This is a genomic window from Hwanghaeella sp. LZ110 (assembly GCF_048892525.1).
Taxonomy (GTDB): Bacteria; Pseudomonadota; Alphaproteobacteria; order UBA8366; family Aestuariispiraceae; genus Pacificispira.
Map to the genome: position 1 here is coordinate 172,457 of NZ_JBLZHT010000002.1, position 25,587 is coordinate 198,043.

Here is a 25,587-nt window from a genome sequence, read left to right on the forward strand (position 1 = left end):
GGATCAGTCTGTAATCGAGGCCGCATCCGGCGCGATGATGGAAAACCGGTCTGACAGGCCGGTTAAGGCCGCGATATGCAGGTCTGCGGCAGACAGGATGCCCCCGCCCGGCTTGGGTAAGTCCCGCGTGGCGCAGGCCTGGTCCACCACAGTGGTGCGATATCCCAGATCCAGGGCGACCCGGGCGGTGGAACTGACGCACATATGGGTCATGAAGCCGACAATGATCAGCGATGTCGCCCCCTGTGCCGTCAGGACGTCGTGTAAACGGGTCTTGGCAAAGCTGTTGGGCAGCCCCTTATCGACAACTGGTTCACCATCCTGCGGCGCGACTTCCATCATGATCTGTCCGCCTGTGCCGGTAATGTCAAAGGCCCCGCCAGGCTTTCCAACATGGCGCACATGCACGATGGGGCGTTGCAGGCCACGGGCGCGGTTTAACAGCGTCTGACATTGCGCCAGAGCCGCATCGACGTCGGGCAGAGGCAGAAATCCGCTGCGGTATTCCTCCTGGCAATCAATCAGAAGCAGGGTTGAGGTAGATAACGTCGCTGGGGTCAGATCAGCGCCGGACATAGCCAGCAGGGTCTTTGGGGCGGACATCTTGTTTCCTCTCACGGGATATTTTTTGAAACAGGCAATTGTGCCCATTCAGTATGACACGCTTTCGCCTCAGCGATAGGTCTGATCCTCCGTTGGGAAGCGCCTGTCTTTCACAGATTGGGCATAGCGTTCCACGGCGGTGTCGATCTGTGATCCGATATCTGCAAAGACCTTCACAAATTTCGGGGGGTTCCGGGTTATGCCCAACATGTCTTCCAGAACCAGAATCTGCCCGTCACAGGCAGGCGACGCCCCGATGCCAATTGTGGGAATGGCAATTTCCTGTGTCAGCTTTGCGGCCAGTTCCTCGACCATTCCCTCCAGCACGACGGCGAAGGCCCCCGCCTGGGCAACGGCCTGGGCATCGGCCTGATGGTCGGGCCATGTGTCGCGGTCCCGCCCCTGTGTTTTGAAACCGCCCATGACATGGGTTGATTGTGGCGTCAGGCCGATATGCCCCATGACCGGAATGCCGCGTTCCACCAGAAAACGGATCGTCTCAGCACAGCGTGCGCCGCCTTCCAGTTTCACCGCGCCACAGCCGGTTTCCTTCAGGATGCGGGCAGCGTTGCGAAAGGCGGCTTCTGGGCTTTCTTCATAGCTGCCAAAAGGCATATCGACGATAATCAGCGCCTTTGATGTTCCCGAAACAACGGCACGGCCATGGGCGATCATCAGGTCCAATGAAACCGGTGTTGTGGAGTCCATCCCATGGGCAACCATGCCCAGACTGTCCCCCACCAGGATGAAATCCACATGGGGATCGACCAGGGACGCCATACAGGCGCTATAGGCGGTCAGGGACACGATGGGCACGCCCCCCTTCATCGCAGCGATCGCCGGTGCGGTGCGGCGCTTTATGCGGGTGTGACGGCTCATCAGTCCCCCTGTCTTGGTGTAATGACGCGTTGATCCAGCAACAGGACCGATCCCAGTTCCGCCGTGACCAGAATAACGGCTGGCTGTGTCAGGCTATGGAGGGGCTCCAGCGTCTTGGCATCAACCATATCAACGGTTCTGATTTGCAAAAGCGGTTGTTCCCGCAAGATGGCATACAGGCCGTCAAGGATGGTCTGTATGTCCGCAGTGTCGCGCGCGATTGTCTGGGCCTTGTCCAGGGCTTTGTTGATGATGGGCGCGATGGCGCGCTCTTTTGCTGTTAAACGCACATTGCGGGACGACATGGCCAGCCCGTCTGCCTCCCGCACGGTCGGGTGGGCGATGATTTCAATGGGCATGTCCAAATCGGCCACCATGCGGCGAATAACGGTCAGTTGCTGATAGTCCTTTTCACCAAAGACAGCGATATCCGCTTGAACGATGTTGAACAATTTCGTCACCACGGTTGCGACGCCGCGAAAATGTCCGGGGCGCTGTAGCCCCTGCAATATGCCAGACAGGCTGGGCACATCAACATGGGTATCTGCCGTTCCCCCATACATTTCTCCCGGGCTTGGGCAGAATACCGCCGAGACGCCTGCGGATCGCAACAGGGCAAAATCCCGCTCTGCATCGCGGGGATAGCTGTCTAAATCCTCATTGCGACCAAACTGCAAGGGATTGACGAAAATCGTCACCACGACATGATCGGACTGCGCCGCCGCCCGCCGCACCAATTGCAGATGTCCCTCATGCAGATAGCCCATTGTCGGCACCAGACCGATCCGTTGGCCTTTCTTGCGCAGCCCTGCGACATGGGTGCGGATTGCGTGCTTTGTTTCACAGATTTGCATCATTGGGCCTTATGAAAGGGACGCTGCCGGGAAGAAACGGGACCCTAAGGTGGGATTTGGGTCACTGCAAGTGATACGCCCGTCTTCTGCCATATGCAGCAGATGCGCCAGAACAGACCGCGCCGCCGCCGCGTGCAGCTTTTCCGGCACATCGCGATACATCGCCGGGACCATGTCGCCAATCGTCTGCAGCCCGGCATTCAGACAGGCCAGGATCTGTGCCTCGCGATCCAGACGATGGGCGATGAAATCTTTCACATGCTGTCTGGCGTTCTGGATCGGATTGCCATGGGTGGGGTAATACAGGTCTTCACCGCGCCCCAACAGTTTTCGCAGGGATTCCATATAGGCCGCCATATCCCCATCAGGCGGGGATATCACACTGGTGGACCAGCCCATGACATGGTCGCCACTGAACAGGGCGGCTTCTTCCTCCAGTGCGAAACACAGATGGTTGGACGTATGGCCGGGCGTGTGTACGGCCTGGACAGTCCAACCCTTGCCAGAAACCCTCTCGCCATCCCTTAGGATGATATCGGGGGTGAAATCGCGATCTGCCCCTTCTTCCACCTGCACCGCCTCGCCCCCGCCATGGGGTCCAAAGCCATAGGTGGGCGAACCCGTCTCCGCCTTCAGCCTCGCCGCCAGGGGGGAATGATCCAAATGGGTATGGGTGATCAGGATCGCCGTGACCGTATCACCCGCCAAGGCGGTCAACAGTGCTGAATAGTGATCATCGCGCAGGGGCCCAGGGTCAATCACGGCCACATCCTGACCCATGCCGATGATATAGGTGCCGGTGCCATAAAAGGTAAACGCGCTGGCATTGGGGGCGACGACCCGCCGAATCAGCGGCGACAGGGCCACTGCCTCGCCATAATGGGGATCAAATGTGCGGTCAAAAATCGGACGGGTCATTGCAGCGGCCTGTTTCGGGAAAAGGGGTGCTCTTGTGTGATCGGGGGTAAGAAACTATATCCACAGCACTAAATCCAACACAGAATTTTAAAAAGGGACATAAGCCATGGCGACAAAGACCAAAGGCGACACCGTTAAATCTGGTGGGGCCAATTCTGGTGGCCCAGAAAAAAATGAGCCTCAAAAAGGTGGCGCAGAAACAATGGGGTTTCAGGCAGAAGTCGGGCGATTGCTCGATATCGTTGCCAATGCCCTGTATTCAGAGCGTGAAATCTTCCTGCGCGAATTGATCTCCAACGCAGCGGATGCGTGTGACAAGCTGCGCTATCTGGCGATTGAAACGCCTGGATTGATGGATGGCGACAGCGGCTTTCGCATCACATTGCAGGCCGATCCAGACGCCAAAACCCTGACCATCACCGATAATGGCATCGGCATGACGCGCGATGATCTGATCGACAATCTGGGCACAATCGCCCGGTCCGGCACGGCCGCCTTCGTTGATAATCTGACCGGGGATAAGAAAAAAGATGTCAGCCTGATCGGTCAATTTGGCGTTGGTTTCTATTCCGGCTATATGGTCTCCACCCAGATTTCCGTTCTGTCGCGTCGCGCCGGATCGGACGAAACCTGGCGCTGGACCTCTGATGGGCGCACCGGCTTTACGATTGAACCTGCCGATGCCGCGCCGCATGGCACGTCGATCACCCTGTCGCTGAAGGACGACGCCCAGGAATATCTGGAAAAATCGACCTTACAGCGGGTGGTGAAGACCTATTCCGATCATATCCCCTTCCCGATTGAATTCATTGATCCGGCCAAGAGCGAAGAAGAGCCGGATCGGCTGAACGAAGCATCCGCCCTGTGGACGCGGCCGAAATCAGAAATCGAAGACCAACAATACACGGAATTCTATCGTCACGTATCACATGGCTTTGACGAGCCCTGGATGACGCTGCATTTCAAGGCGGAAGGCGTGATTGAATATGCCGGCCTGATCTTTATTCCGACGGAACGCCCGTTCGATCTGTTCCATCCGGACCGCATGTCCAAGCTGAAACTGTATGTGAAGCGGGTCTTCATCAGCGAGGAATGCGATGACCTTCTGCCGTCCTGGCTGCGGTTCCTGCGCGGCGTGATCGACAGCGAGGATCTGCCGCTGAACGTGTCGCGCGAAATGCTGCAAAACAATCCGGTCGTCAGTAAGATCCGTGCCGGTGTGGTCAAACGGGTCCTGTCTGAATTGGCAAAAAAAGCTGAATCCGATCCGACCGGCTATGTCAGTTTCTGGGAGAAATTCGGCCTGGTGATGAAGGAAGGCCTGTATGAGGGCACGTCTGATAAGGACTCCCTGCTGAAACTCTGTCGTTTCCACTCAACCAAGCGGGACGGCATGATTTCACTGGCCGACTATGTCGCCGATATGAAGGAAGGTCAGGACTCGATTTACTATATTTCGGGCGAAGACAAGGCGGTCTTGAAGAAAAGCCCGCAATTGGAAGGTTTCGACGCTAAGGGCGTTGAGGTTCTGATGATGTCTGATCCGGTGGATGAATTCTGGATTCCCTCGGTGGGTGAATTTGACGGTAAGACCTTTAAGTCCGTCACCCGGGGCGGGGCTGACCTGTCTAAAATCAAGGCTGAGGAAGCCAAGGATGAGGACGAGGCCGAACAGCTGGACAGCACGGTCGATGGTCTGGTGATCGCCCTGAAACTGGCCTTGGGAAATGCGGTTAAGGATATCCGCAGCACCGATCGCCTGACCAACAGTGCGGTCTGTCTGGTGGCTGATGAAAACGCCATGGATATGCATCTGGAACGGTTGCTGAAACAGCATAACCGCCTGGAAGCGGAAGCGCAGCGCATTTTGGAGATCAACCCGAAACACCCCCTGATCAAGGCACTGGCGGGCAAGGCCGGTACCGATGGCAAGGGCGATCTGGGCGCGGCTCCCTCCATGCTATTGGATCAGGCCCGCCTGCTGGAAGGCGAGGCCCTGCCCGATCCCAGCGCGTTTGCGAAACATCTGGCCGATCTGATGGCCAAGGCCTATAGCTGATCGCTGACTTGAGAATTGAAACTTGAATTCAAAAGGGTCCCAACACACGCCGTGCTGGGACCCTTTTTCTATCGGATGAGGAGAGCACAATGCCCTGGATGATTGTCAGTGAGGACAGCGCGGACGGACCCCGACTGCGCGCAGATGCGGCGCTGATGGCCGCACATTGGGACTATGAATTGTCGATAAAGGACCGGATCCTGGCGGCTGGCAGCCTGCGCAGCGATGATGGAGAAAGCAAGATTGGCAGCCTGTTGATCGTGAAGGCCGACACGCGCGCAGAAGCCCAGGCCATCATTGACGCCGACCCGGCAACACAAGCGGGCCTGCGTGGAAAGATCACCCTTCACCGCTGGAACATGGCCATTCTGGATGGGATCGTTCAAGACTGACGCAGGCGCTTGCCAGGTGCACAATCCGACCGCCAATGCGTATGAAATGTTCGTTTGCCTGCTCATAGAGAATTAGGGCTTTATGCACAGGTATGAAACAGCACCGGTGATGCAGGGAATGTCCGGGGTCGGCCAATGAAAACAATTGCGATATGGACTGTAAGCCTGGTTGTCTTTGGTGTTGTTGCCTTGACCGGGTTCAAGGTTCTGGTCGAAGCCTATGCCAAACAATCCGCATTGGACTTTGTTGGACAGGCTGAAGGCCAGATGAATCTGGACGCGCTGGCAATAGACCTGACCAAGCGCGTTTATGAGATATATTTGACCAGCGACCCTCAGGAAAAACCGCTTCTTCTAAAGCTTAGACCCTTCGTTACCCATACAGGCCTTCCCGCTTTCCTTAGGGTGGAGCCTGGCGCGATCGAGGTGATTGAACTGAGAGGGCATTGTGATGCCAGTGCGCGCACGCTGGCTTATTTAATACAAAAGCTAGGATATCACGCGGTACAGTTAAACTTGATTGGTCGGCGGGGTGGGGCCCATACAATAGTGCGGGTTTATCGCCCCGATGGGACGACTTTCCTGGTGGATCCCCATACTGGCCTTGTGCCGATGGTTAATCAGAAAGTTTTATCTGGGTCAGAGGTTTCCGCCTATCAAACAGCAGGGATGGCACCTGAGGAGATTTGGCGACCTGTTTCCCACAACGCCAAATTTCATCCAGTATTCCGTCAGTTCCCGGACTTTATTCAGGCAGAGCAGGGAAGCATGACGGTTCTGCCAGGCACGATTCCCTGGATCCCGGATACGGGGTTGCGTGTTGGGGCCCTGGATGGTTCCGCCCAGGGAACAGGCGATGCTGCTGGCGAATTGGGCCTGCCGGTTTATTGGGACTATCTGGGGCATCGCTATGATCGTGGCTGGACGCGCGAAATGTCTTTTCAGCAGGATGCGCGTGTTACCTTTGTACTGGTTGAGGACGCCCGGGCTGGCGTCATAACAACAGACACGCAGCCCAAGGTAACAGGCAACACGGTTGTCTATGAGGTTTCAGCCGGGGAAACACTGAAATTCCATGATGGGCGGGCTGATATCAACTGGCGCACGCTGAACAGCTACCAATTGATTGATTCAATATATTTTGAGGCGCGATAGGGGCCCCAATATAGCTGACCCAAAATACGACCTGCGCGGACAATTGCCAGAATACGCTAAAGTCTTCGAAAAAAATGGTGCGCCCGACAGGATTCGAACCTGTGACCTCTGCCTTCGGAGGGCAGCACTCTATCCATCTGAGCTACGGGCGCGCGAGGGGGCTTATAGACGGTTCCATCGGGGATTTCCAGCCACAATGTGCTTAAAAATTCCAATGTGGCCTTTTAAGACGTGGGTAGGGCGGGGGCTGTTCCCTCTGTGGGTTGGGGCGGGTAGGTCGTGACCGGCTGGTCGAAGCTGCGGGGGGCTTCCTGAATCATGCGCACGCCGGATGACTGTACCTCCATGATGGCAAAGCCGCGCTGGGCAATGCCATTTTCCTGAAAGCGGAACAGGCCTTCCGCACCGATAAAGCCCTGGGGATCGGTCAGCGTGGCCACGTCATATTTCGGGCCGGTTGCGCTGGGTCTGGCCAGGGCGGCAGCGACTGCGGTCACGTCATAGGACAGCGCCGACAGATCAGACGCGCCATGGCCGAACAGTTGGGCAAAGCGGGCTTCAAACTGGTCGCGATAAGCGGAACGGGCGGCGGGAAACTGGCTGCCGATCAGGCCGGGTTCCGAAGCCAGGTTCGGGAAACTGTCCCAGCGCTGTAACCCCAACAGGCGGACTGTTGGCTGATCGACGTCATAATAGGCCAATTGGGCCGATAGAATTTGCAATGTTTGCGGGTCCAAGACTGGCAGTAAAAGCGCATCAAAAGGCGGATCGCCCCAGGTATCCAGAACCTCCATCCGTTTCAGCGCTTGTTTCGAGGCCTGATCGCCTTGTGCGGATAATTCTGCGCGTTGTTGCTTCAGCGCCTGAACCCGGCTTTTGTAATCCGACAGACTTTGGATCTGTTCGCTGAAATCCAGGGCGTCTGGATTGTAGAACCCAACACGGCTGAATTCCCCGCCCCGCTTCTCTACGGAGGTCCGCAGCGCATCGACGGAGACATTTCCATATTCATTGGAGGGTGCCAGGATGGCAAACCGACGTCGCCCTTCCGCCATGGCATGGGCAACGATGGCATCCACCTGTTCTTCGGGTGTAAAACCGGCCAGAAATATGGGGCCGCCTGCAACATGGCTGGAGTTGGAGAAGGCGACAACCTTGATATTGGCCGCCTCTGCAATCGGTCTGACGGCGGTGACAGAGTCTGCCAATAGCGGACCGACAATCAGGCGTGCGCCTTTGTTAATCGCCGACCGGGCGGCTTGTTCCGCGCCAAGCGCCGTGCCCATCGTATCAAACGGCATCAACCTGAATTCGGGGTTCCCGACGTCAAACAACGCCATTTGCGCGCCTTCCAGCAGGGCCTTGCCTGGCCCGGCCAATCTGCCGCTTAACGGCACAAGAATGGCGACGGGGATTCCCTCAATTTGTCGAACAGCGTCGGGTGGGGGTGTCAAATAGCCCGAATCCCCCAGCGCCAGCGTGCTGCCGCCCATGCCGGTCAGGGCATCATTCGCGCCCGGCGTGCCTTCCGGGGCGTCGCCTCTGGTTGCAGATTGTGCCGTTGGCGTCTGGGGGGTTCCCAAACCGGGACCGCTGGGTGCATTGCCCCAGACCGAAGACCCGCCGCTGACACCGCACGCGCTGACGATCAATGTTGTCGAAAGCGCAAATATTGCGGGCAGCACGCTGCGACAGGGGCGCAGGACCGACGTGATCAGGCGCGCAGGCTGAAAGGGCAAATGCGGCGTGGCAGTATGGCTGACCATGCGGGACGTCTCCAATGTTGCGCCTGTTATATCCTGTGGCACCAGGGAACCCAAGTATTTGATAGGGTTATTTGATCTTCTAGCATTTTGGTATTTAATCAAACACGACATCAAAAACGAGTCCGATTTCATTGAATGCGTGGATTTGTAAAATTGTCGTACAGCAAACGTCAGATAAGTCTAGGGCGGGAATACGGCATTTTTTCGACAGGCAAGGCGGTGGGTCAAACAGATGAAGCTTTGGCGGCGTCGCGGCGGCGATCAGCAGGCACGGCAGGAAGCGGAAGCAGGCGGGCGACGGGCAGAGGCTTTGGCCGTGCTGTGGTTGCGCCTGAAAGGGTATCGGATCCTGGACCGCCGATTGAAAACACCGGTTGGAGAATTGGACCTGATCGCCCGCCGGGGCAAAGTGATCTGTTTTGTGGAAGTCAAGGCCCGCAGCACGATGGACGCCGCTCTGGAGGCCCTGGGACCGAAGCAGCGCCACCGGATTGAACGGGCCGCCGCCTGGTGGTGCACGCACAGGAAACAGGACCCCACTATATCGCTGCGGTTTGATCTGATCGCGGTCGCCCCGGGTCGCCGCCCCATTCATGTTGTTGATGCTTGGCGGCTTTAGGGGGCTGGTGGCATTTGATGACCCAGCTTGCCCCAGACCCCATTGCGGCGGCGGGCGACGCATCCTACCTTTGGGAACGTGATGCGCCATTGCAGGAACCGGTCGGTCGACGATATTTCCTGCCAAGTATAATGAAACGAGGATTCCATGCGCCAGTTCGCCCGTTCGATTGCCCTGTTGCTCGGTCTTCTGCTGGTTCCGGCCTGCTCTCCCCTGGGTGTTGCCACGACAGCGGGTGCAGTGGTTGGAACGGCCGCCCTTCAGGAACGTGGATTTCAACAAACGCTGGACGACAAGTCGATGGAAGTCTCGCTCCAGAAGGCATTGATCGATATCGATTTCGAAACATTTCAGCGCATTGACGTTTCTGTCGTCGAAGGGCGCATCCTGTTGACCGGGATCGTTCCCAATGCTGATGATCGGGTTAAGGCGGTGGAAACCGCCTGGCAGTCTGATGGCGTTGTTGAGGTGATCAATGAAATCCTGATTGGCAATGATGTCGGTTTCATCAATTCCGGGTTCGACCTGAAGATTGAGAAGGCGATGGATCTGGACCTGACCCTGGACAAGCAGATCAAGGGGTTGAACTATATTTCCGACTCAACAAACGGGACGCTGTTTATCATCGGGATTGCACAGAATCAGGCGGAACTGGATCGCGTTCTGGCGCATGCCCGGAATATTGAGCGGGTCCGGCGGGTTGTATCCTATGTTCAATTGAAGGATTCTCCGGAACGACAGGCCGTATTGGAACAGTTGCAGGAAATGAAAGTACAGAAAGCCGCAGAATGAGGAAAACCCCTTCAAGAGACCCATCACCGCGCGCGGATGTCCCTGTCAGCAGTGAGGCCTGGGCGGAGGAGATATTGCAGGGTCTGGCCCGTCAGGGTGATGCGCCGCTTGATATTGCAGAGGGTGCGCTGGCGCTGGCCGCCTTCGATTCCCCAACGGACCGGCTGGTCTTCTATCGCGATCATCTGTCCACGATGGAACAGGACCTGACGGCCGCAATGTCAAAGGCAGATATTGAATCTCAGGACGCGGCGTTGCGCCTGGTGGCAATCAATCACGTCCTGTTCGGTCTGCATGGCTATAGCGGTGATAGGGACACCTATGATGATTTACAGAACGCCAACATCATCCGGGTGATAGACCGCCGCCGCGGATTGCCGGTGGCCCTGGGTATCTTGATGATGCATCTGGCCCGGTCCCAGGGCTGGAATATGCAAGGGCTTGATTTCCCCGGCCATTTTTTATTGCGCTTTGAGGTTGAGGGGGAGCGGATCATTGTCGATCCTTTCGATGGCGGGGTGCCGTTGGATGCGCCCGCCCTGCGCGCGCTGTTAAAAGCAACGGCGGGCAATGACGCGGAATTACAGGCACGCCATTACGAGCCCGTGTCTGATCGCGATGTCCTGTTGCGGCTACAGAACAACATCAAACTGCGCCTGATTAAAGATCAACGGGTCGAAGAGGCAGCCCATATTGTCGAATCCATGTTGCTGCTGGCCCCGGATCGGCCAACCCTATGGCGGGAATCCGGTTTGATGAATGCCCATATCGGTAAGGTGCGTACGGCAATTGCCGCCCTGGAAACCTATCTTCAGACAGAAACCCGCGACGGCCACAGACGAGAAGTTGCGACCCTGGTGGATGAATTGCGGAGTTCCCTTCATTAGCGGGTCGTCGACCCCTTTGTTTTTAAGGATGAAATCATGAGCCTGCGCGTGGCGATCCAGATGGATCCGATACAGTCGATCAATATCAATGGGGATTCATCTTTCGCCCTGGGGCTTGAGGCACAGGCCCGGGGCCACAGCCTGTTTCATTACCTGCCCCAGGCTTTGACGTATCGTCAGGGACGGATCAGCGCGATGGGCCATCCGATGACGCTGCGCCGGGAACAGGGCAATCACTTCACGCTGGGGGAAATCCGGACTCTGGATCTGCGCGCGGATGTGGATGTGATCCTGATGCGCCAGGACCCGCCCTTTGATATGGGTTATATCACCGCAACCCATATCCTGGAGCAGGTACATCCCGAAACATTGGTGGTCAATGATCCGGCCCATGTTCGAAATGCCCCGGAAAAGCTGTTGGTGACACATTTCCCCGACCTGATGCCAGAAACCCTGATCACCCGCGACCGGGATGAGATCAAGGCCTTTCGCAAAGAGTATGGCGATATCATCATCAAGCCGTTGTTTGGCAATGGCGGGGCTGGGGTTTTCCACCTGAAACCCGATGATTCAAACATGGCCTCCCTGATGGAAATGTTTGAGGCGACCAGCCGCGAGCCGGTGATGGTACAGCGCTATATGCCCGAGGTTCGCCAGGGGGATAAGCGAATCATCCTGGTTGATGGCGTCGCTGTGGGGGCGATCAATCGCGTCCCGGCAGAGGGAGAAGCCCGCTCCAACATGCATGTTGGTGGGCGTCCTGATAAATCCGGTATAACGCCAGAAGAACACAAGATCTGTGAGGCAATCGGCCCGATGCTGAAAGAACGCGGGTTGATATTCGTTGGCATCGACGTGATTGGTAACAAGCTGACCGAAATCAACGTCACGTCGCCCACCGGCATCCAGGAAATCGACCGCTATGACGGCAGCAACCTGTCCGGCCTGATCTGGGACGCGATCGAGGCAAGGTTATAGGTTTTTGGCGCAAGCGTGATTTGAAGCTTACCCAAGATCTTCGGGTCTTTTAACTCTCCACCCGGCCGACATCCAGGACTGGCGTTGCTTCCAGGCCTTCTGCGTCCAGCAGGGAGGCGGTGCGTTCCAGACCGGCGATCAGCAGGGATTGTTCCCAGTCTTCCAGCGCGGCAAAGCGTTCGCCGAATTTTGCCTGCAATCCTTCCGGGGCGTGTGACAGGGTGGCGCGCCCAATGTCTGAAATAGACAGCCAGACCTGGCGGCGGTCGGTGTCACCGCGTTCCCGCAGGATCATCCCTTTGGCTTCCAATTTATGGATAAGGCTGGTCATGGTGGCCTGAGAAATGCCCATGCGCGTGGACACGCTGCCTGCAGAACTGGCCCCGAAATCATCCAATATCTGCAATACCAGCAATTGTGATGTCGTCAGACCGGTCTGCCGGGTCACCGCCCGGGCATAGTTTTCCGTCGCTTGCAGGATCTGGCGCAAGACTGTGACAGCATGATTGGCGCGTTGTGTCAGCATAAGTCCCCTCGGAAGCATTAACCACTGGGGAAAAGTCCACAAAATCGGGACCTTTGGCAAAATCTATTTAGTTCCATGAACGAAAGATATTTCAGAAAAACCTGTCGATAATCCGCTGAATTCTAAGGATCATGCGCCTCAGGAATGTTTTATTATTAAGGTTAAATAGTTGTTAATAATAATTTTTTCATAAATTAGCGCTTGATCGATCCTGAAATATAATTACTTTATAGTCTGAATTAAATTCTACCCATGACAGGAGGATATAATGCCCCGCGACGGAATTTTGGGCGACAGCGTATCAGATTTGGGAAAAGGCTCTGCCGGACCAGATCGCAGCAAGCCTGAGATCACCTTTCGGGCACCCGAGGTTGAAGACGGGTCGGAAGTCTGGCGCCTGATCCAGGATATCAACGCGCTGGATGACAACTCCATGTATTGCAATCTGCTGCAATGCTCGCATTTTTCTGAAACCTGCGGGTTGGCGGAAATGGATGGCGAAATTGTCGGTTGGGTATCAGGATATCGCCCGCCATCGGATCCAGACACATTGTTTGTCTGGCAGGTCGCGGTTCACCCCAAGGCACGCGGTCAGGGCGTTGCAAAACGACTGATCTTGTGGGTCTTGGGCCAGCAGCAGAATCGCGATGTGCGATTCCTGCACAGCACGATCACCGCCTCGAACAAGGCTTCCTGGGCATTGTTCACCTCTATCGCGGCAGCGTATGACGCCGACATGGACCGGGATGCACATTTTGAAGAAGAGCTGCATTTCGATGGCGAGGCAAAGACTGAACATTTGGTACAGATCGGACCGATCCGGCATCGGCGCCTGAAGCAGGTCGCTTAAGCAGCGCTGTCGCGCGCCGATCTCTCGTTGGTGCCGCCCGTGCCAATTCGCAAAAATGAAACAACTTGAATCGGAGAAGAAAATGACTTCCCCGCTTACCGCCTTTGAAACTGTTGAATCCGAAGTCCGCAGCTATTGTCGCGCCTTTCCCGTGGTGTTTGGCGGTGCCCGGAATGCGACGCTGACAACACAGGATGGTGTGGATTACACAGACTTTCTGGCCGGTTGCTCGTCCCTGAATTACGGTCATAACGACCCGGACATGCAGGCCGCCCTGATTGAGTATATCAAATCCAATGGGGTCACCCACGGCCTGGATATGTACACCAATGCCAAGCGTGATTTCCTGGAAGCGTTCCGAGATATCATCCTGAAGCCACGCGATATGGACTATCGCCTGCAATTCACCGGCCCGACCGGCGCGAATGCGGTAGAGGCCGCGATCAAGCTGGCCCGCAAGGTCACCGGTCGCACGAATATCATATCCTTCACCAATGGCTTCCATGGTGTCACGGCAGGCGCGCTGGCCGCGACTGGCAATGGCTATCACCGGGGCGGCAATGGTGCGCCTTTGGATGGTGTTACCCGGATACCCTATGATGGCTATTTGGGCGATGATATGGATACCACCCAGATCCTGGCCAAAATGCTGGAAGACCCGTCCAGTGGCGTTGATGCACCCGCAGCCATTCTGGTGGAGACGGTCCAGGGGGAAGGTGGTTTGAACGCTGCCTCCGCTGACTGGATGCGCTCCATCGCGACATTGGCACAGCAGCATGGCGCATTGTTGATTGTCGATGACATCCAGGCCGGTTGCGGTCGGACAGGCACGTTCTTTTCCTTTGAAGAGATGGGCATCCAGCCTGATATCATCACGATGGCGAAATCCCTGTCGGGGATGGGCCTGCCCTTTGCCATGGTTCTGATGAAGCCGGATCATGATATCTGGGGCCCGGCCGAGCATAACGGGACCTTCCGGGGCAACAATCATGCCTTTGTCACCGCCCGCATTGCGCTGGAAAAATTCTGGAAGGACGATGCCTTCGCGACGGACATTAAGGCGAAGGGCGATGTTCTGCATAAACGCCTGAAGGCCATTGCAGACCAGCATGGCTGGACCCTGCGTGGGCGCGGCATGTTTCGGGGCATCAATGTCGGGAACGGCGATACGGCCGCAGCGATCTGCAAGCATTGCTATCAGGATGGTCTGATCATCGAAACATCTGGTGGCCATGATGAAGTGGTCAAGGTTCTTGCCCCGCTGACCATTCCGATGGAACAGTTTGAGGCGGGCCTGGCGATCCTTGCCAAAGCCGCTGACAGTGTGATGCAACAAGACAGCGTGCAGGCCGCCTGAACGCGCCGCCGCACGCACCGGATTTAATGAATAGGAGACAGATATGATTGTTCGCAAATTACAGGATGCCGAGAAAACAGAACGCCGGGTTGCCGCTGAAGAGTGGCAAAGTGTTCGCCTGTTGCTGGCTGATGACAATATGGGGTTCAGCTTCCACATCACGACGATTGGGGCGAATACCGAGCACACATTTGAATATAAGAACCACTTTGAATCCGTCTATTGCATCTCTGGCAATGGATCGATTGAAGACCTGGCGACGGGTCAGGTGCATGAAATCACACCCGGTGTGATGTATGCGCTGGACAAGCACGACCGCCATGTTCTGCGCGGTGGCACGGAAGCCATGGTTCTGGCCTGCTGTTTCAATCCGCCGGTAACCGGTCAGGAAGTGCACCGCGCCGATGGATCTTATGCGGCCCCGGACGAGGAGGCTGCTTAAAAAATGACGGCCAAGGGCAAGGCCAGCACCAAGTCTGGCACCAAGTCTGTTCAACAGGATACCCAACAACGGCGACATACTGTCGAAAAGCTGGGGGGGACATCGATTCGGCAAACCGATGCGATGTTAAACAATGTCCTGATCGGCAATCGGACGGGCGAAGATCTGTATAACCGGATTTTCGTCGTCTCCGCCTATGCCGGGATTACGGATGCCTTGCTGGAGCATAAAAAGACCGGGGAATCCGGTGTCTATGCCTTGTATGCCGATAGTGGCAGCGACTGGGCCTGGGGGGATTCCCTGGGCGCAGCGCGCACCCTGATGCTGGATATCAACGAGGAAATCTTTGGCAATGGCGCGGCACGCCGCACCGCCGATGCGTTTGTAAAAGAGCGTGTCGATGGCGTGCGCGACAGCCTGATTGATCTACAGCGCCTCTGCGCATCGGGCCATTTTCGTCTGGAAGATCACCTGGACACGGTCCGCGAAATGCTGGCCTCTCTGGGGGAAGCGCATTCGGCCCATAATACCGCCCTGCTGTTGCGGGAAAAAGGGGTTGCAGCGCGATTTGCCGATCTGACCGGGTGGCGTGTACAAGACATGCCCAGTTTTGATGCAGCAATTGATGAAGTCTTCGATACGATCGACCTGTCGCGGGAATTGCCCATCGCGACCGGGTATTGTCGGTGCGATGCGGAACTGGTGAAAAGCTATGACCGGGGCTATACCGAAGTCACGATGTCGCGCATTGCCGTCCGCACGAAGGCGGCGGAAGCGATCATCCATAAGGAATTCCATCTGTCTTCCGCTGATCCGAAACTGGTCGGCGAAGACAAGGTGCGCCCGATCCGCGAAACCAATTACGATGTTGCCGACCAATTGTCGAATATCGGCATGGAGGCGATCCATCCCAGCGCGGCCAAAGGGCTGCGCCAGAACGGTATTCCGCTGCGGGTGAAGAATACCTTTGAGCCGGACCAACCTGGCGCGCTGATTCAGGATTCGCAAGAGCCTGCGGAACCCGGCGTAGAAATCGTTGCGGGTCTAAAGACGGTTTATGCGTTTGAATTTTATGAACCCGATATGGTGGGGGTCAAAGGCTATGATGCCGCGATCCTGAACAGCCTGAAACGGCACCGGGTCTATATTGTGGCGAAATCATCCAACGCCAATACGATCACGCATTTCCTGCAGGGCAGCCCCAAACTGGTGCGCCGGGTGGAACGGGATCTGGCCGCGGAATTTCCAACCGCGCGCATCACGTCGCGTACAGTTTCTGTCATCACCGCCATTGGTCGTGATCTGCGCGTCCCAGGCCTTGCCGCCCGCGCCTTGATGGCGTTGAGCGATGCAGGCGTGGAGCCTTTGGGCTTCAACGATCTGATGCGCAAGGTCGACCTGCAGGTGATCGTCGATCAGGCCGATTATGACGCCACGATCCAAACCCTGCATGCCGCCCTGGTGGAACAGGTCGAAAAGCCCGCAATGTCTTCCGCAGCGTAGCGGTCACACACGTTCTATCGGTTGGAAAATTTTAATTTTCTTTATTATCTGTCACCATTGCGTGTATTCTGAAAAAGGTTAATTATACGCAAAGCATTGGTATGGATATTGAGTTTCCGATAGAGGTTATCGTCCTTGGGACTCCAATTTCGCTCCAAGCCACTGGTGGACGATCAAAAAAGCAATGGAAAGACTCTATCGTTGAGGCGTTGCGCATTGAACTTCCAAAAGACTGTTTCTTGAGTGATGAAAGATTAGATGTAACTATTTACATCTTTCCAGACGGCGAGATGGAAGCCGATCTTGATAATGTGATAAAGCCAATTTTGGACGCAATGGTAAAAGTTGTGTATCTTGATGATAATCAAGTGGACCGAATCGTGGCTCAAAGGTTCAATGCCGGGTTTGAGTTTCAATTGCAGGAACCTTCACCGGTGTTAAGCCATGCAGTTGGCCAGGAAAAGCCTTTGATGTATCTGCGAATTCACAACGAACCGATTAGGACCATCGGATGAGCATAACGTCAAAAAATCGGTTGCTGCTGGAGTCAAAAATTCCTGAATTGCAGCAAAATGGCTATCAGGTGTTTCTGGAACCCTCGTCAGGCATGCTCCCGACTTTCCTGAAAGGGTATCGTCCGGATGCCATTGCAGTGCGCGATGACAAAGGTATCGTAATAGAAATCATTCGGGATGATGATGCAGATAATTCGAAACGAATTGAGCGACTGAATGATCTGTTCAAGGATCAGACCAAATGGAAACTAAATCTGCTTTATGACAGATCCTTTAAATCCGAGCCGTCATTGCCGGCACCAAGCCGTCCAAAGTTGGAAGCACGGTTGCTACAGATAAAAAAGCTGACCCAAAACAGTCATTACGAAGCTGCATTGTTGATGTGTTGGTCCGTCTTTGAAGGACTTAGTCGCGTCTTGGTTCCAGCGCGGTTTGATCGTCCACAATCGCCCCTGCGTATTGTTAATGTTCTGTCGGAAGAAGGCCACTTACTAAGAGAAGAAGCAGAATTCATGCGAAGAATGTCCTTGGCGCGAAATAACGTCATTCACGGCGGATTTGAATTCGCTGTATCAAAGGATGATGTAGATCAATTTGTGTCCATTATTGAATATTTGCTTCACCCTGAACCAAACAGCTCCGTCGCCTAATCCTAAACCGCATCCATGACATGTTCAGCGGCGATCAGGCCGGTCATATAGGCCCCGTGGATGGTGCCCTTATAGTCGAAAATCGTGTGTTCCCCGCAAAAGAACAGCCGGTCTTCTATAGGATCGGCAAGATCATCGCATTGGCTGGCGCGACCGCCCGGGCGGATATAGGCATAGGCCCCTAAACTATGGGGGTCTGTGGCCCAATGGGTGGACAGGACCTGGACCGGTTCTGTGACTGCATCGCCCCAGACAGAGCGCAAGACATCCATGCCATCGGCAATCTGTTCTGCATCGGTCATCCTGTCAGCGACGGGCGCATAGGCTCCGACGCTCAAGCCCAACAGAATATTCTCATTGCTGAAAGTGCGATAGTTCAGCCAGTAATTCCACCGGCCCTTTTCTGATGTCATGATGCCGAAATACTGCGTCTCAATATCCCAGAAGGGTTCTGCGAATTTCAGGGCCAGCTTGGTGACAGTGCCAAAGGCCAAGTTATCAATATTGGACTGATGGTCATCCGGTAAGGGCGGGTCAAAGGCGACGGCCTTGGCCTTCAACACGCCCAGCGGCAGGCTGCTGACCACGTAATCCCCGTCAAAATCCCCCTTATCGGTGCTGACCGTGACACCCTCATCGCCATAGGCGATCTGTGTCACGATGGTTGACAGTTTGATATCCAAGCCGTCGGCCAGTGGGCCCAGCAATTTGTCATAGCCTGTCGTGACCGCCACATCGGGCAGGTCGAAGGCCTTGTCGGAATTGAAATAATAGGCAGACAGGTTTTCAAGCGGCGCACCGGTGGAAAATTCTGTATAGGCGGACATCGCCCAGGCGACGCCGGGCTCATTCATCGCGCCGGGGGCAACATCATTGATGGCCTCCAGCACACTGCGCCGATCCCCGCTTTCCAGCGACTCGTCGATTTTATCCAGGATGTCTGTCCAAGAGTCATTGATGTCTTCTAGTTCTTCTTCGGATATTTCTTCCCCGGCACCATCAAAAACGACAAGGTTGTCATCGTCGGTCACGACATATTGCGACCCCACGGCATCGGCCAATTGTTTTGCAGGGTTGTCGTCTGATGGGCCATGAATCCATCCTGCGCCGACTTCAAACGGTGCGCCCATGGACCAGTCCGTGCGCAAGCGCCCCCCAATATGCGGATTGGCTTCCAGCACGATCACGTCTGCGCCTTGATTTTTAAGGGTTTTGGCGGCAGTAAGACCCGCAACGCCGGCCCCGACGACGATGACCGTCTTGCCTGCCAATGCCTGTGCCCGGGCGCGGCCCATCGGGCTGGCCAGAAAGGCAGCAGAGGTAAACAGCGCGGCTTTCAGAAGTTTACGGCGATTAAATTGGAGGGTCTTCACAATCGGGCACTCCCTGTTTTTTTTGAATATGTTGGAAAACATAAGCCCAGTTTACAAATTTCTCCAAGTTAATCTTCAATTGCTTTGCCGTAGCCAAACCGATACCACCCCCTCTGCAACAGGAGTGTGAGACGGTGGCGAAGAAAAAGCGAGGCCAGCCCATCGATGGATGGGTTATCCTGGATAAACCAGCAGGCATGGGATCGACCGACGCGGTCTCTGCCGTGAAACGCGCGCTGGATGCGCAAAAGGCGGGTCATGGCGGCACGCTGGATCCGTTTGCCACAGGCCTGCTGCCCATCGCCCTGGGGGAGGCCACAAAGACCGTTCACTATGTCATGGATGGCCGCAAAACCTATCGCATGACCTTGCGCTTTGGGGAAGAAACCACAACGCTGGATCCAGAAGGCAGTGCTGTCGCGACCAGCGATCACCGACCCAGCGACGCAGAAATCAAAGCCGCCCTGTCTGATTTTATTGGCGATATATCGCAAACGCCGCCTGCCTATTCCGCCATTAAAATCAATGGGGAACGGGCCTATGACCTGGCCCGTGCCGGGCAGGATGTGGAGATGAAATCGCGCATCGTGCGTATCGACGCGATCCGGTTTCTGTCCCGCCCGGACGCCGATCATGTGATTTTAGAGGTTGATTGCGGCAAGGGCACCTATATCCGATCTCTGGGTCGCGATCTTGCCCAGGCGCTGGGGACGGTGGGCAGTTTGACCGCCCTGCGGCGGCTGTCGGTCGGCCCCTTCACAGAAGCGGATGCAATTTCGCTTGATGCGCTGGCCCAGATGGGTCATAACCCGACCGAATCAGGCAGTAAACCCTATGGTTTGCTGGCGATTGAGGCCGCGCTGGACGGTATCCCGGCAATGGTCTTGAGTGAAGTGGAAACGGCGCGGCTGAGGAATGGCCAGTCCGTATCACTTTTCCGAAAGGTGGATTTGGCCCGCATCGCCGATTTAAAAGACGGGGATGAGGCTGTGGCGTTGTGCGGTGGAATCGCCGTGGCGCTGGTCCGATACGGGAAAGGCGAAATTCGCCCCGTTCGGGTGCTGAACCGCTGAAACGGATCTTTAACGAAACAGATACCGTGAAAAAAGGACTAAGAAATGTCGATTACGCCTGAAAAGAAAGCTGAATTGATCGGGACCTATCAAGCCAAAGAAGGCGATACCGGGTCTCCTGCCGTGCAGTGCGCCGTGTTGACGGAACGGATCAACAATCTGACCGAACATTTGAAGACCCATAAAAAGGACTTCCACTCTCGCCGTGGCCTGTTGGTTATGGTTGGGAAGCGCCGCCGGCTTCTGGACTATGTGAAGAACAAAAATGAAGGCGCGTATAAGGAGCTGATTGGTCAGCTCGGCGTGCGCCGCTAAGGCATTTTGGCTAAGGCGCGGTTCCCGAATGGGGCCGCGCCTTTTCGCTTTTTGGGGGTTTCGCCCGGGCTGGCCAAGCCGGATACGACACGAAACCGCCGCTTGGCAGACTTGTCTGTGAAGAGCGTAGATCACGCGGGACAGCGAAGGGATGTGGCGGTCGAGCCAACACCCCGCTAGACCGATCTGGGCCAAGGCGTCGTGAGCGCCCAGGTTCCGCACGAGGATACGATCTCCGTCTGAGAAGCTGCCAACCGATAACGGGCAAGGGCCCGCTATCGTCGTATGATCGGATAGAAAAGGAAACTTTATCCACATGTTTACAATCCACAAAAAATCAATGGAATGGTGCGGACGCACCCTGACGCTGGAAACCGGGCGCATTGCCCGTCAGGCTGATGGGGCGGTTCTTGCCACTTATGGCGAAACCAGTGTTCTGTGTGCCGTGACCTTCGCGAAATCAGAAAAGCCCGGTCAGGACTTTTTCCCGTTGTCGGTTCACTATCAGGAAAAAACCTATGCGGCTGGCAAGATCCCCGGTGGGTTCTTCAAGCGGGAAGCGCGCCCTTCCGAAAAGGAAACGCTGACATCCCGCCTGATTGACCGCCCGATCCGCCCGCTTTTCGTGCCAGGCTTCAAAAACGAAGTGCAGGTTGTCTGCACCGTGTTGAGCCACGACATGGAAAATGATCCAGACATGGTCGCGATGGTTGGGGCCTCTGCGGCGCTGACGATCTCTGGCGCTCCTTTCATGGGCCCGATTGCGGGTATCCGCATCGGCATGATCGACGGTGAACTGGTTGCCAACCCAACCATGCCGCAGATCAAAGATGACAGCACCCTGGACCTGGTTGTTGCCGGGACCCAGGAAGGTGTGTTGATGGTCGAGTCCGAAGCCCAAGAGCTGGACGAAGACACCATGCTGAACGCGGTTATGCTGGCCCATCGCAGCTTCCAGCCGGTGATCGACCTGATCATTGATCTGGCTGAATCCGCTGCAAAAGAGCCCTTCGATCTGCCGGAAGCCGATCCGAATGTTGCCCCTGTCGATGCCCGTCTGCGGGAATTGGCGATGGAGCCGCTGCGGGCCGCTTATGCCATCACTAAGAAGCAGGATCGCGTCGAAGCCGTTGGCAATGCCAAGAAGGCAGCGATGGCAACCCTGGAAGAAGAAGGCCTGGATGTTGCCCTGGCTGGAAAGCTGTTCAAGGACCTGGAAAAGGATGTCGTTCGCGGCAATATCCTGAAAACCGGCGAACGCATCGATGGCCGCAAAACCGATCAGGTTCGCCCGATCATCTGTGAAGTCGGCGTATTGCCCCAGGCGCATGGCTCTGCCTTGTTCACCCGTGGTGAAACCCAGGCTTTGGTCGTGACCACTTTGGGTACCGGCCAGGACGAACAGATCATTGACGCGCTGGAAGGTGAATACCGCCAGAACTTCATGCTGCACTATAACTTCCCTCCCTATTCAGTTGGGGAAGCCGGTCGCATGGGCCCTCCGGGTCGTCGCGAAATCGGTCATGGTAAGCTCGCCTGGCGCGCGCTGAACCCGCTGATGCCGCCGAAGGAAGATTTCCCCTACACCGTGCGTGTGGTTTCCGAAATCACCGAATCCAATGGTTCGTCTTCCATGGCGACTGTTTGCGGGACGTCCATGTCCCTGATGGATGCCGGTGTGCCCCTGCCCAAGCCTTGCGCGGGTATCGCCATGGGCTTGATCAAGGAAGATGACGGCGTCGCCGTCCTGTCCGATATTCTGGGCGATGAAGATCACCTGGGCGATATGGACTTTAAGGTTGCCGGGACTGCCGATGGCATCACCTCGCTGCAGATGGATATCAAGATCACCTCAATCACTGAGGAAATCATGAAGACCGCTTTGGCTCAGGCCAAACAGGGTCGTATCCATATTCTGGGCGAAATGGCCAAGGCGATCACCAATGGCCGTGACGGTGTGTCGCAAAATGCACCGCGCATCGTGACCTTCCAGATCAACAAGGACAAGATCCGTGAAGTGATCGGGACCGGCGGTAAGGTTATTCGCGAAATTTGCGAAACCACCGGGGCGAAAGTCGATATCGATGACGACGGGACGATCAAGGTTGCCTCCATCGACAACGAAGCCGGTCAGCGCGCGGTTGATTGGATCAAAGGCATCGTGGCGGAACCGGAACCCGGTAAGGTCTATCGCGGCAAGGTCGTGAAGGTCATGGATTTCGGGGCATTCGTGAACTTTATGCCGGGCCGCGATGGTCTGGTGCATATTTCCGAATTGCAGGCCGGCCGCACCGCACAGGTCACCGATGTTGCCAATGAAGGCGACGAAGTCTGGGTCAAATGCCTGGGCATGGACGAGCGCGGCAAGGTCCGCCTGTCAATGCGCAGCGCTGATCAGGAAACCGGTGCCGACATCGAAGACACGCTGGAAAAGCCCGAACGGGCCCCGCGTGACGACAATGGCGGCGGCAACAACCGCCCGCGTCGCCCGCGCCGGGACTAAGGTTGAACCGACCTTAGAATGCGATTGACTGAAATGCGCCCGGACCGGGAAACTGGTCCGGGCGTTTTCTTTGCGCCCCTATCGCTGGCTGTTTGCCAACCGCGCATACAACAATGCAGATCGTTCCATCATATCCGTCACAGCGCGCCACACTGTATAGGTCACGGGCGATGTGCCTGATCGGAAATTTTTGATTTGTGTCCGGCTGTATCCCAGCGCTTGGGCCATCTGATCATTAGTAAGGTTGTATTTTTCCTTAAAGGCATTCAGCAAGGTGACGCCGGACCGATCTGATTGTTCTGATGCGATCAGCGCCAGGTTTTCCGCGCTGAAATCCAGACCATTGGACCAGCCAACGCCATGCCCCCAATTGATTGTGGTGACGGTTTTAAACGCATCGGGGTCCTTGGCGAAGACGTTGAAATGTCTGGAGGCGCGCACCAATCCGGACAGATCTGCAACTTGGGTAGGGCCATCTTCCCAAGTAAGCGCGAGGCAAAAATTCTCTAATGGCTTCACGTTCTGCAATCGCATGGCGGTCATCTCCATCACTCCTGATACAAGCTCCAGCACTTCAAAAGCTCATCCCGATGATCTTGCACATAGGCAATGGCCTCCCGTTCGACCTTTTTGGGCAGATCGCCCGCAATCTTTACCGCATCGTCCAATCGCAGTTTCGCGGCAAAATCTGGACCAATGATATGTACATGCGGGGGGTTCTCATCCTGGAAGTACATGTAAATCCGGAACGATCCAAAATCAGCAATCGTTGGCATGCATCTTCCCCCACATCCCAAATATAGGCCAATAATTGCCCTTTGTCAACTTGGAGGCCAATTATTGCCCTCTACCGCGTGCCCCCCGGGCGTTCGTGGTGGTGGGGCCAGCCGGGGGCGGTGTAGGGGCTGGGGCCACGGACATTTTCTTCGATGTCATAGCGCAGATGAACCGGCGGGAAGGCCCGCTGGGTGCAGTCCATCCGCTCACAAATGCGGCAGGCGACCCCGATTCCGGAGAACCTGTCTGCATGGCTCAAGTCCAGGGCATCTGCATAGACGATATCCTTGGCATAGCGCACATCGCAGCCCATCCCGATGGACAAAACACTGCGCTGCGCGCCAAAGCCGATACCCCCCTTGGTGATCGTTCGCGCGATACAAAAGTAAGATGTGCCATCGGGCAGGCTGGAGACCTGGGCCTGGATCTGGCCCGGATTCAAAAAGGCGGAATAGATATTCCATCGGCTGCAGGCCCCGCCATGCCGGGGAATCGGCAGACCGGATAGGGTGAAGCGTTTGGAGATATTACCCGCCAGATCGACCCGCAGCATATGCAACGGGATACCGCGGTCGGTCGGTTTGTTCAGGGTGGTCAGGCGGTGGCAGATTTGTTCAAACCCGGCCCGCCATCGGTGTTGCAGCAATTCAATGTCATAGCGACAGTCGCGCGCACTGCCCAGGAACGCCTCATAGGGCAGCAACAGGGCGGCGGCCAGATAATTGGCCAGGGCAATCCGCCCCAGGGTTCTGGGCGGGCCTTCTTTTAAACCAGCCTCCATCAACAGCATGTCGATCACCGACCCGGCAGAGAGCAGCGCAATCTGGTGGGACATCTGAAAGGCGCGGCTGGCCCCGCTGAGCCGTTGATTGACTTCCAGCAGTTTCTGTTGTGGATGAAATCGCCGTGTGATGGGTGGGCTGGCCTTGGGATCGGCGGGGGGTTCGATGAAATTAACGCGCACGTCATGGGCCTGGCGCAAATAATCGACCAACGTGTCCAGGGATCTGGCGGACCCGCCAACAATGCCTATTTCCCGCCTGACGCGGTCGGCCTCATCCTCTAAATCCTGGAAGTAATTGCTGTTGGCCTGAATAAAGTCAGACACGATGTCAGACGCCGATAGCGTGCTGGCCCCAATCCCCCCCAACAGGCCGCCCAGGGACATGCGCCCGTCGGGATCATCGCTGGCAGAGGCGGCGAGACTGCGCGCATCGGTCAGGGTCGTCTGATAGGCATCACAGACCCGCAGCAGCGCCCGGGCGGATTCCGGGCTGACCTCCACCAGATCGCGCACATCGGTGTTGCGAATATCATAATCGTCGAAGAGAGGATCGCTGAGGGCCTCCATCACATCGCTGTATAGCCGCCCCTCCTCTTCTTCCGCCAGTTGATCGACGGGAATGTTGAAATAGTCCGATAGTTTCATCAACAGCGGAACGGTCACCTTGCGGCGGTTGTGCTCAATTAAATTGAGGTAGCTGGCACTGACTTCCAGGATATCAGCCAGGGCCGCCTGGCTGAGAGATTGTTCTCGCCGCAGCCGTCGAATTTTCGGGCCAACCTTCATCGCGTCGCGAGAGGCAGGTTTGGTGCCAGACTTTGGTCCAAGTTTTGCGACGGGGTTTGCCATTGCAAATTCCTAATATTTACAAGGTTAACCAATAGTAAAGCATTTACGAGAAATCTTTACAATATGTTATGTTGGTTACCGTTGTGCAGCGCATCATTCGGCTGTATCCAAGGTTTCAGAGGAAACACACGGCGCTTTACAAAGTCTTGTAAAGAACTTTCCAAACAG

Annotated in this window: 27 protein-coding genes and 1 tRNA gene; 16 read left to right on the forward strand and 12 right to left on the reverse strand. The window is 56.0% G+C overall.

Annotated features, from left to right (window positions below; translation table 11 throughout):
- Positions 1-3: 3 nt before the first annotated feature.
- The 4 genes from ACOSDM_RS04515 to ACOSDM_RS04530 form a co-directional block, all read right to left on the reverse strand.
- The gene (locus tag ACOSDM_RS04515; protein WP_420723300.1) at positions 4-603 is read right to left on the reverse strand and encodes a cysteine hydrolase family protein; all 600 of its coding nucleotides are present in this window, start codon (positions 601-603) and stop codon (positions 4-6) included.
- A gap of 69 nt (positions 604-672) precedes the next feature.
- Positions 673-1,482 (reverse strand): 3-methyl-2-oxobutanoate hydroxymethyltransferase, encoded by an 810-nt coding sequence (gene panB / locus ACOSDM_RS04520; protein ID WP_420723301.1) that lies wholly within the window; start codon positions 1,480-1,482, stop codon positions 673-675.
- Positions 1,482-2,339 carry a pantoate--beta-alanine ligase gene (gene panC, locus ACOSDM_RS04525; RefSeq protein ID WP_420723302.1) on the reverse strand — a complete coding sequence of 286 codons (858 nt, stop codon included), beginning with the start codon at positions 2,337-2,339 and terminating at the stop codon, positions 1,482-1,484. The genes panB and panC overlap by 1 nt, the downstream gene beginning before the upstream one ends.
- 6 nt (positions 2,340-2,345) lie before the next feature.
- Positions 2,346-3,254, reverse strand: coding sequence for an MBL fold metallo-hydrolase (locus ACOSDM_RS04530; protein ID WP_420723303.1), 909 nt, complete (start codon positions 3,252-3,254; stop codon positions 2,346-2,348).
- A gap of 202 nt (positions 3,255-3,456) precedes the next feature.
- On the opposite strand from ACOSDM_RS04530, the gene htpG reads away from it, so the two are divergent.
- The 3 genes from htpG (at position 3,457) to ACOSDM_RS04545 (ending at position 6,860) form a co-directional block, all read left to right on the forward strand.
- Entirely contained in the window at positions 3,457-5,313 is a 1,857-nt protein-coding gene (gene htpG / locus ACOSDM_RS04535; protein WP_420723635.1) for a molecular chaperone HtpG, read from the forward strand.
- Positions 5,314-5,402: 89 nt separating this feature from the next.
- Positions 5,403-5,705, forward strand: a complete 303-nt coding sequence (locus tag ACOSDM_RS04540; RefSeq protein ID WP_420723304.1) for a YciI family protein — start codon at positions 5,403-5,405, stop codon at positions 5,703-5,705.
- A gap of 135 nt (positions 5,706-5,840) precedes the next feature.
- On the forward strand, positions 5,841-6,860 hold the full coding sequence (locus ACOSDM_RS04545; RefSeq protein WP_420723305.1) for a hypothetical protein: 1,020 nt from the start codon (positions 5,841-5,843) through the stop codon (positions 6,858-6,860).
- 75 nt (positions 6,861-6,935) lie between these two features.
- On the opposite strand, the gene ACOSDM_RS04550 is transcribed toward ACOSDM_RS04545, so the two are convergent.
- Both ACOSDM_RS04550 and ACOSDM_RS04555 read right to left on the reverse strand, forming a co-directional pair.
- Positions 6,936-7,012 (reverse strand) — tRNA-Arg (locus ACOSDM_RS04550).
- A gap of 72 nt (positions 7,013-7,084) precedes the next feature.
- Positions 7,085-8,668, reverse strand: coding sequence for a penicillin-binding protein activator (locus tag ACOSDM_RS04555; protein ID WP_420723306.1), 1,584 nt, complete (start codon positions 8,666-8,668; stop codon positions 7,085-7,087).
- Between the two features lie 190 nt (positions 8,669-8,858).
- Between ACOSDM_RS04555 and ACOSDM_RS04560 the strand changes: the two genes are divergently transcribed.
- The gene (locus tag ACOSDM_RS04560) at positions 8,859-9,245 is read left to right on the forward strand and encodes a YraN family protein (protein WP_420723307.1); all 387 of its coding nucleotides are present in this window, start codon (positions 8,859-8,861) and stop codon (positions 9,243-9,245) included.
- Here the strand turns inward: ACOSDM_RS04560 and ACOSDM_RS04565 are convergent.
- Positions 9,242-9,394, reverse strand: coding sequence for a hypothetical protein (locus tag ACOSDM_RS04565; protein WP_420723308.1), 153 nt, complete (start codon positions 9,392-9,394; stop codon positions 9,242-9,244). The genes ACOSDM_RS04560 and ACOSDM_RS04565 overlap by 4 nt on opposite strands.
- Between ACOSDM_RS04565 and ACOSDM_RS04570 the strand changes: the two genes are divergently transcribed.
- Genes ACOSDM_RS04570 through gshB form a run of 3 tightly spaced genes read left to right on the forward strand, consistent with a single transcriptional unit; the run spans position 9,393 to position 11,902 of the window.
- A complete protein-coding gene (locus ACOSDM_RS04570) occupies positions 9,393-10,037 on the forward strand; it encodes a BON domain-containing protein (RefSeq protein WP_420723309.1) in 645 nt (214 codons plus the stop codon). The two genes, ACOSDM_RS04565 and ACOSDM_RS04570, sit on opposite strands and share 2 nt — an antisense overlap.
- The gene (locus tag ACOSDM_RS04575) at positions 10,034-10,924 is read left to right on the forward strand and encodes a SirB1 family protein (protein WP_420723310.1); all 891 of its coding nucleotides are present in this window, start codon (positions 10,034-10,036) and stop codon (positions 10,922-10,924) included. The genes ACOSDM_RS04570 and ACOSDM_RS04575 overlap by 4 nt, the downstream gene beginning before the upstream one ends.
- Positions 10,925-10,960: 36 nt before the next feature.
- Positions 10,961-11,902 (forward strand): glutathione synthase, encoded by a 942-nt coding sequence (gshB, locus tag ACOSDM_RS04580; protein WP_420723311.1) that lies wholly within the window; start codon positions 10,961-10,963, stop codon positions 11,900-11,902.
- A 49-nt stretch (positions 11,903-11,951) separates the two neighbouring features.
- Here gshB and ACOSDM_RS04585 read toward each other — a convergent pair whose 3' ends face one another.
- Complete coding sequence (locus tag ACOSDM_RS04585) at positions 11,952-12,428, reverse strand: MarR family winged helix-turn-helix transcriptional regulator (RefSeq protein WP_420723312.1); 477 nt, start codon at positions 12,426-12,428, stop codon at positions 11,952-11,954.
- Positions 12,429-12,696: 268 nt separating this feature from the next.
- Here ACOSDM_RS04585 and ectA point away from each other — a divergent pair, with 268 nt between their 5' ends.
- The 6 genes from ectA (at position 12,697) to ACOSDM_RS04615 (ending at position 17,745) form a co-directional block, all read left to right on the forward strand.
- Positions 12,697-13,278 (forward strand): diaminobutyrate acetyltransferase, encoded by a 582-nt coding sequence (gene ectA / locus ACOSDM_RS04590; protein ID WP_420723313.1) that lies wholly within the window; start codon positions 12,697-12,699, stop codon positions 13,276-13,278.
- Positions 13,279-13,360: 82 nt separating this feature from the next.
- Positions 13,361-14,635 (forward strand): diaminobutyrate--2-oxoglutarate transaminase, encoded by a 1,275-nt coding sequence (ectB, locus tag ACOSDM_RS04595; protein WP_420723314.1) that lies wholly within the window; start codon positions 13,361-13,363, stop codon positions 14,633-14,635.
- A 43-nt stretch (positions 14,636-14,678) separates the two neighbouring features.
- Positions 14,679-15,077, forward strand: coding sequence for an ectoine synthase (locus tag ACOSDM_RS04600; protein ID WP_420723315.1), 399 nt, complete (start codon positions 14,679-14,681; stop codon positions 15,075-15,077).
- Between the two features lie 3 nt (positions 15,078-15,080).
- Positions 15,081-16,580, forward strand: coding sequence for an aspartate kinase (locus ACOSDM_RS04605; RefSeq protein WP_420723316.1), 1,500 nt, complete (start codon positions 15,081-15,083; stop codon positions 16,578-16,580).
- A gap of 101 nt (positions 16,581-16,681) precedes the next feature.
- Positions 16,682-17,095 carry a RusA family crossover junction endodeoxyribonuclease gene (locus ACOSDM_RS04610; protein WP_420723317.1) on the forward strand — a complete coding sequence of 138 codons (414 nt, stop codon included), beginning with the start codon at positions 16,682-16,684 and terminating at the stop codon, positions 17,093-17,095.
- Positions 17,092-17,745, forward strand: a complete 654-nt coding sequence (locus tag ACOSDM_RS04615; RefSeq protein WP_420723318.1) for a hypothetical protein — start codon at positions 17,092-17,094, stop codon at positions 17,743-17,745. Before ACOSDM_RS04610 ends, ACOSDM_RS04615 begins: the two co-directional genes overlap by 4 nt.
- A gap of 2 nt (positions 17,746-17,747) precedes the next feature.
- Here ACOSDM_RS04615 and ACOSDM_RS04620 read toward each other — a convergent pair whose 3' ends face one another.
- Positions 17,748-19,118 carry a flavin monoamine oxidase family protein gene (locus ACOSDM_RS04620; RefSeq protein WP_420723319.1) on the reverse strand — a complete coding sequence of 457 codons (1,371 nt, stop codon included), beginning with the start codon at positions 19,116-19,118 and terminating at the stop codon, positions 17,748-17,750.
- Positions 19,119-19,252: 134 nt separating this feature from the next.
- On the opposite strand from ACOSDM_RS04620, the gene truB reads away from it, so the two are divergent.
- The 3 genes from truB (at position 19,253) to pnp (ending at position 23,009) form a co-directional block, all read left to right on the forward strand.
- Positions 19,253-20,191, forward strand: coding sequence for a tRNA pseudouridine(55) synthase TruB (gene truB / locus ACOSDM_RS04625; protein ID WP_420723320.1), 939 nt, complete (start codon positions 19,253-19,255; stop codon positions 20,189-20,191).
- Positions 20,192-20,236: 45 nt separating this feature from the next.
- Positions 20,237-20,506 carry a 30S ribosomal protein S15 gene (rpsO, locus tag ACOSDM_RS04630; protein ID WP_420723321.1) on the forward strand — a complete coding sequence of 90 codons (270 nt, stop codon included), beginning with the start codon at positions 20,237-20,239 and terminating at the stop codon, positions 20,504-20,506.
- A gap of 316 nt (positions 20,507-20,822) precedes the next feature.
- Positions 20,823-23,009, forward strand: coding sequence for a polyribonucleotide nucleotidyltransferase (gene pnp / locus ACOSDM_RS04635; protein ID WP_420723322.1), 2,187 nt, complete (start codon positions 20,823-20,825; stop codon positions 23,007-23,009).
- Between the two features lie 78 nt (positions 23,010-23,087).
- Here pnp and ACOSDM_RS04640 read toward each other — a convergent pair whose 3' ends face one another.
- The 3 genes from ACOSDM_RS04640 to ACOSDM_RS04650 all read right to left on the reverse strand — a co-directional run bounded on the left by ACOSDM_RS04640 (position 23,088) and on the right by ACOSDM_RS04650 (position 25,419).
- A complete protein-coding gene (locus ACOSDM_RS04640; protein WP_420723323.1) occupies positions 23,088-23,552 on the reverse strand; it encodes a DUF2442 domain-containing protein in 465 nt (154 codons plus the stop codon).
- A 5-nt stretch (positions 23,553-23,557) separates the two neighbouring features.
- Positions 23,558-23,785 (reverse strand): DUF4160 domain-containing protein, encoded by a 228-nt coding sequence (locus ACOSDM_RS04645; RefSeq protein ID WP_420723324.1) that lies wholly within the window; start codon positions 23,783-23,785, stop codon positions 23,558-23,560.
- A 71-nt stretch (positions 23,786-23,856) separates the two neighbouring features.
- Positions 23,857-25,419 (reverse strand): helix-turn-helix domain-containing protein, encoded by a 1,563-nt coding sequence (locus tag ACOSDM_RS04650; protein ID WP_420723325.1) that lies wholly within the window; start codon positions 25,417-25,419, stop codon positions 23,857-23,859.
- Positions 25,420-25,587 lie beyond the last annotated feature (168 nt).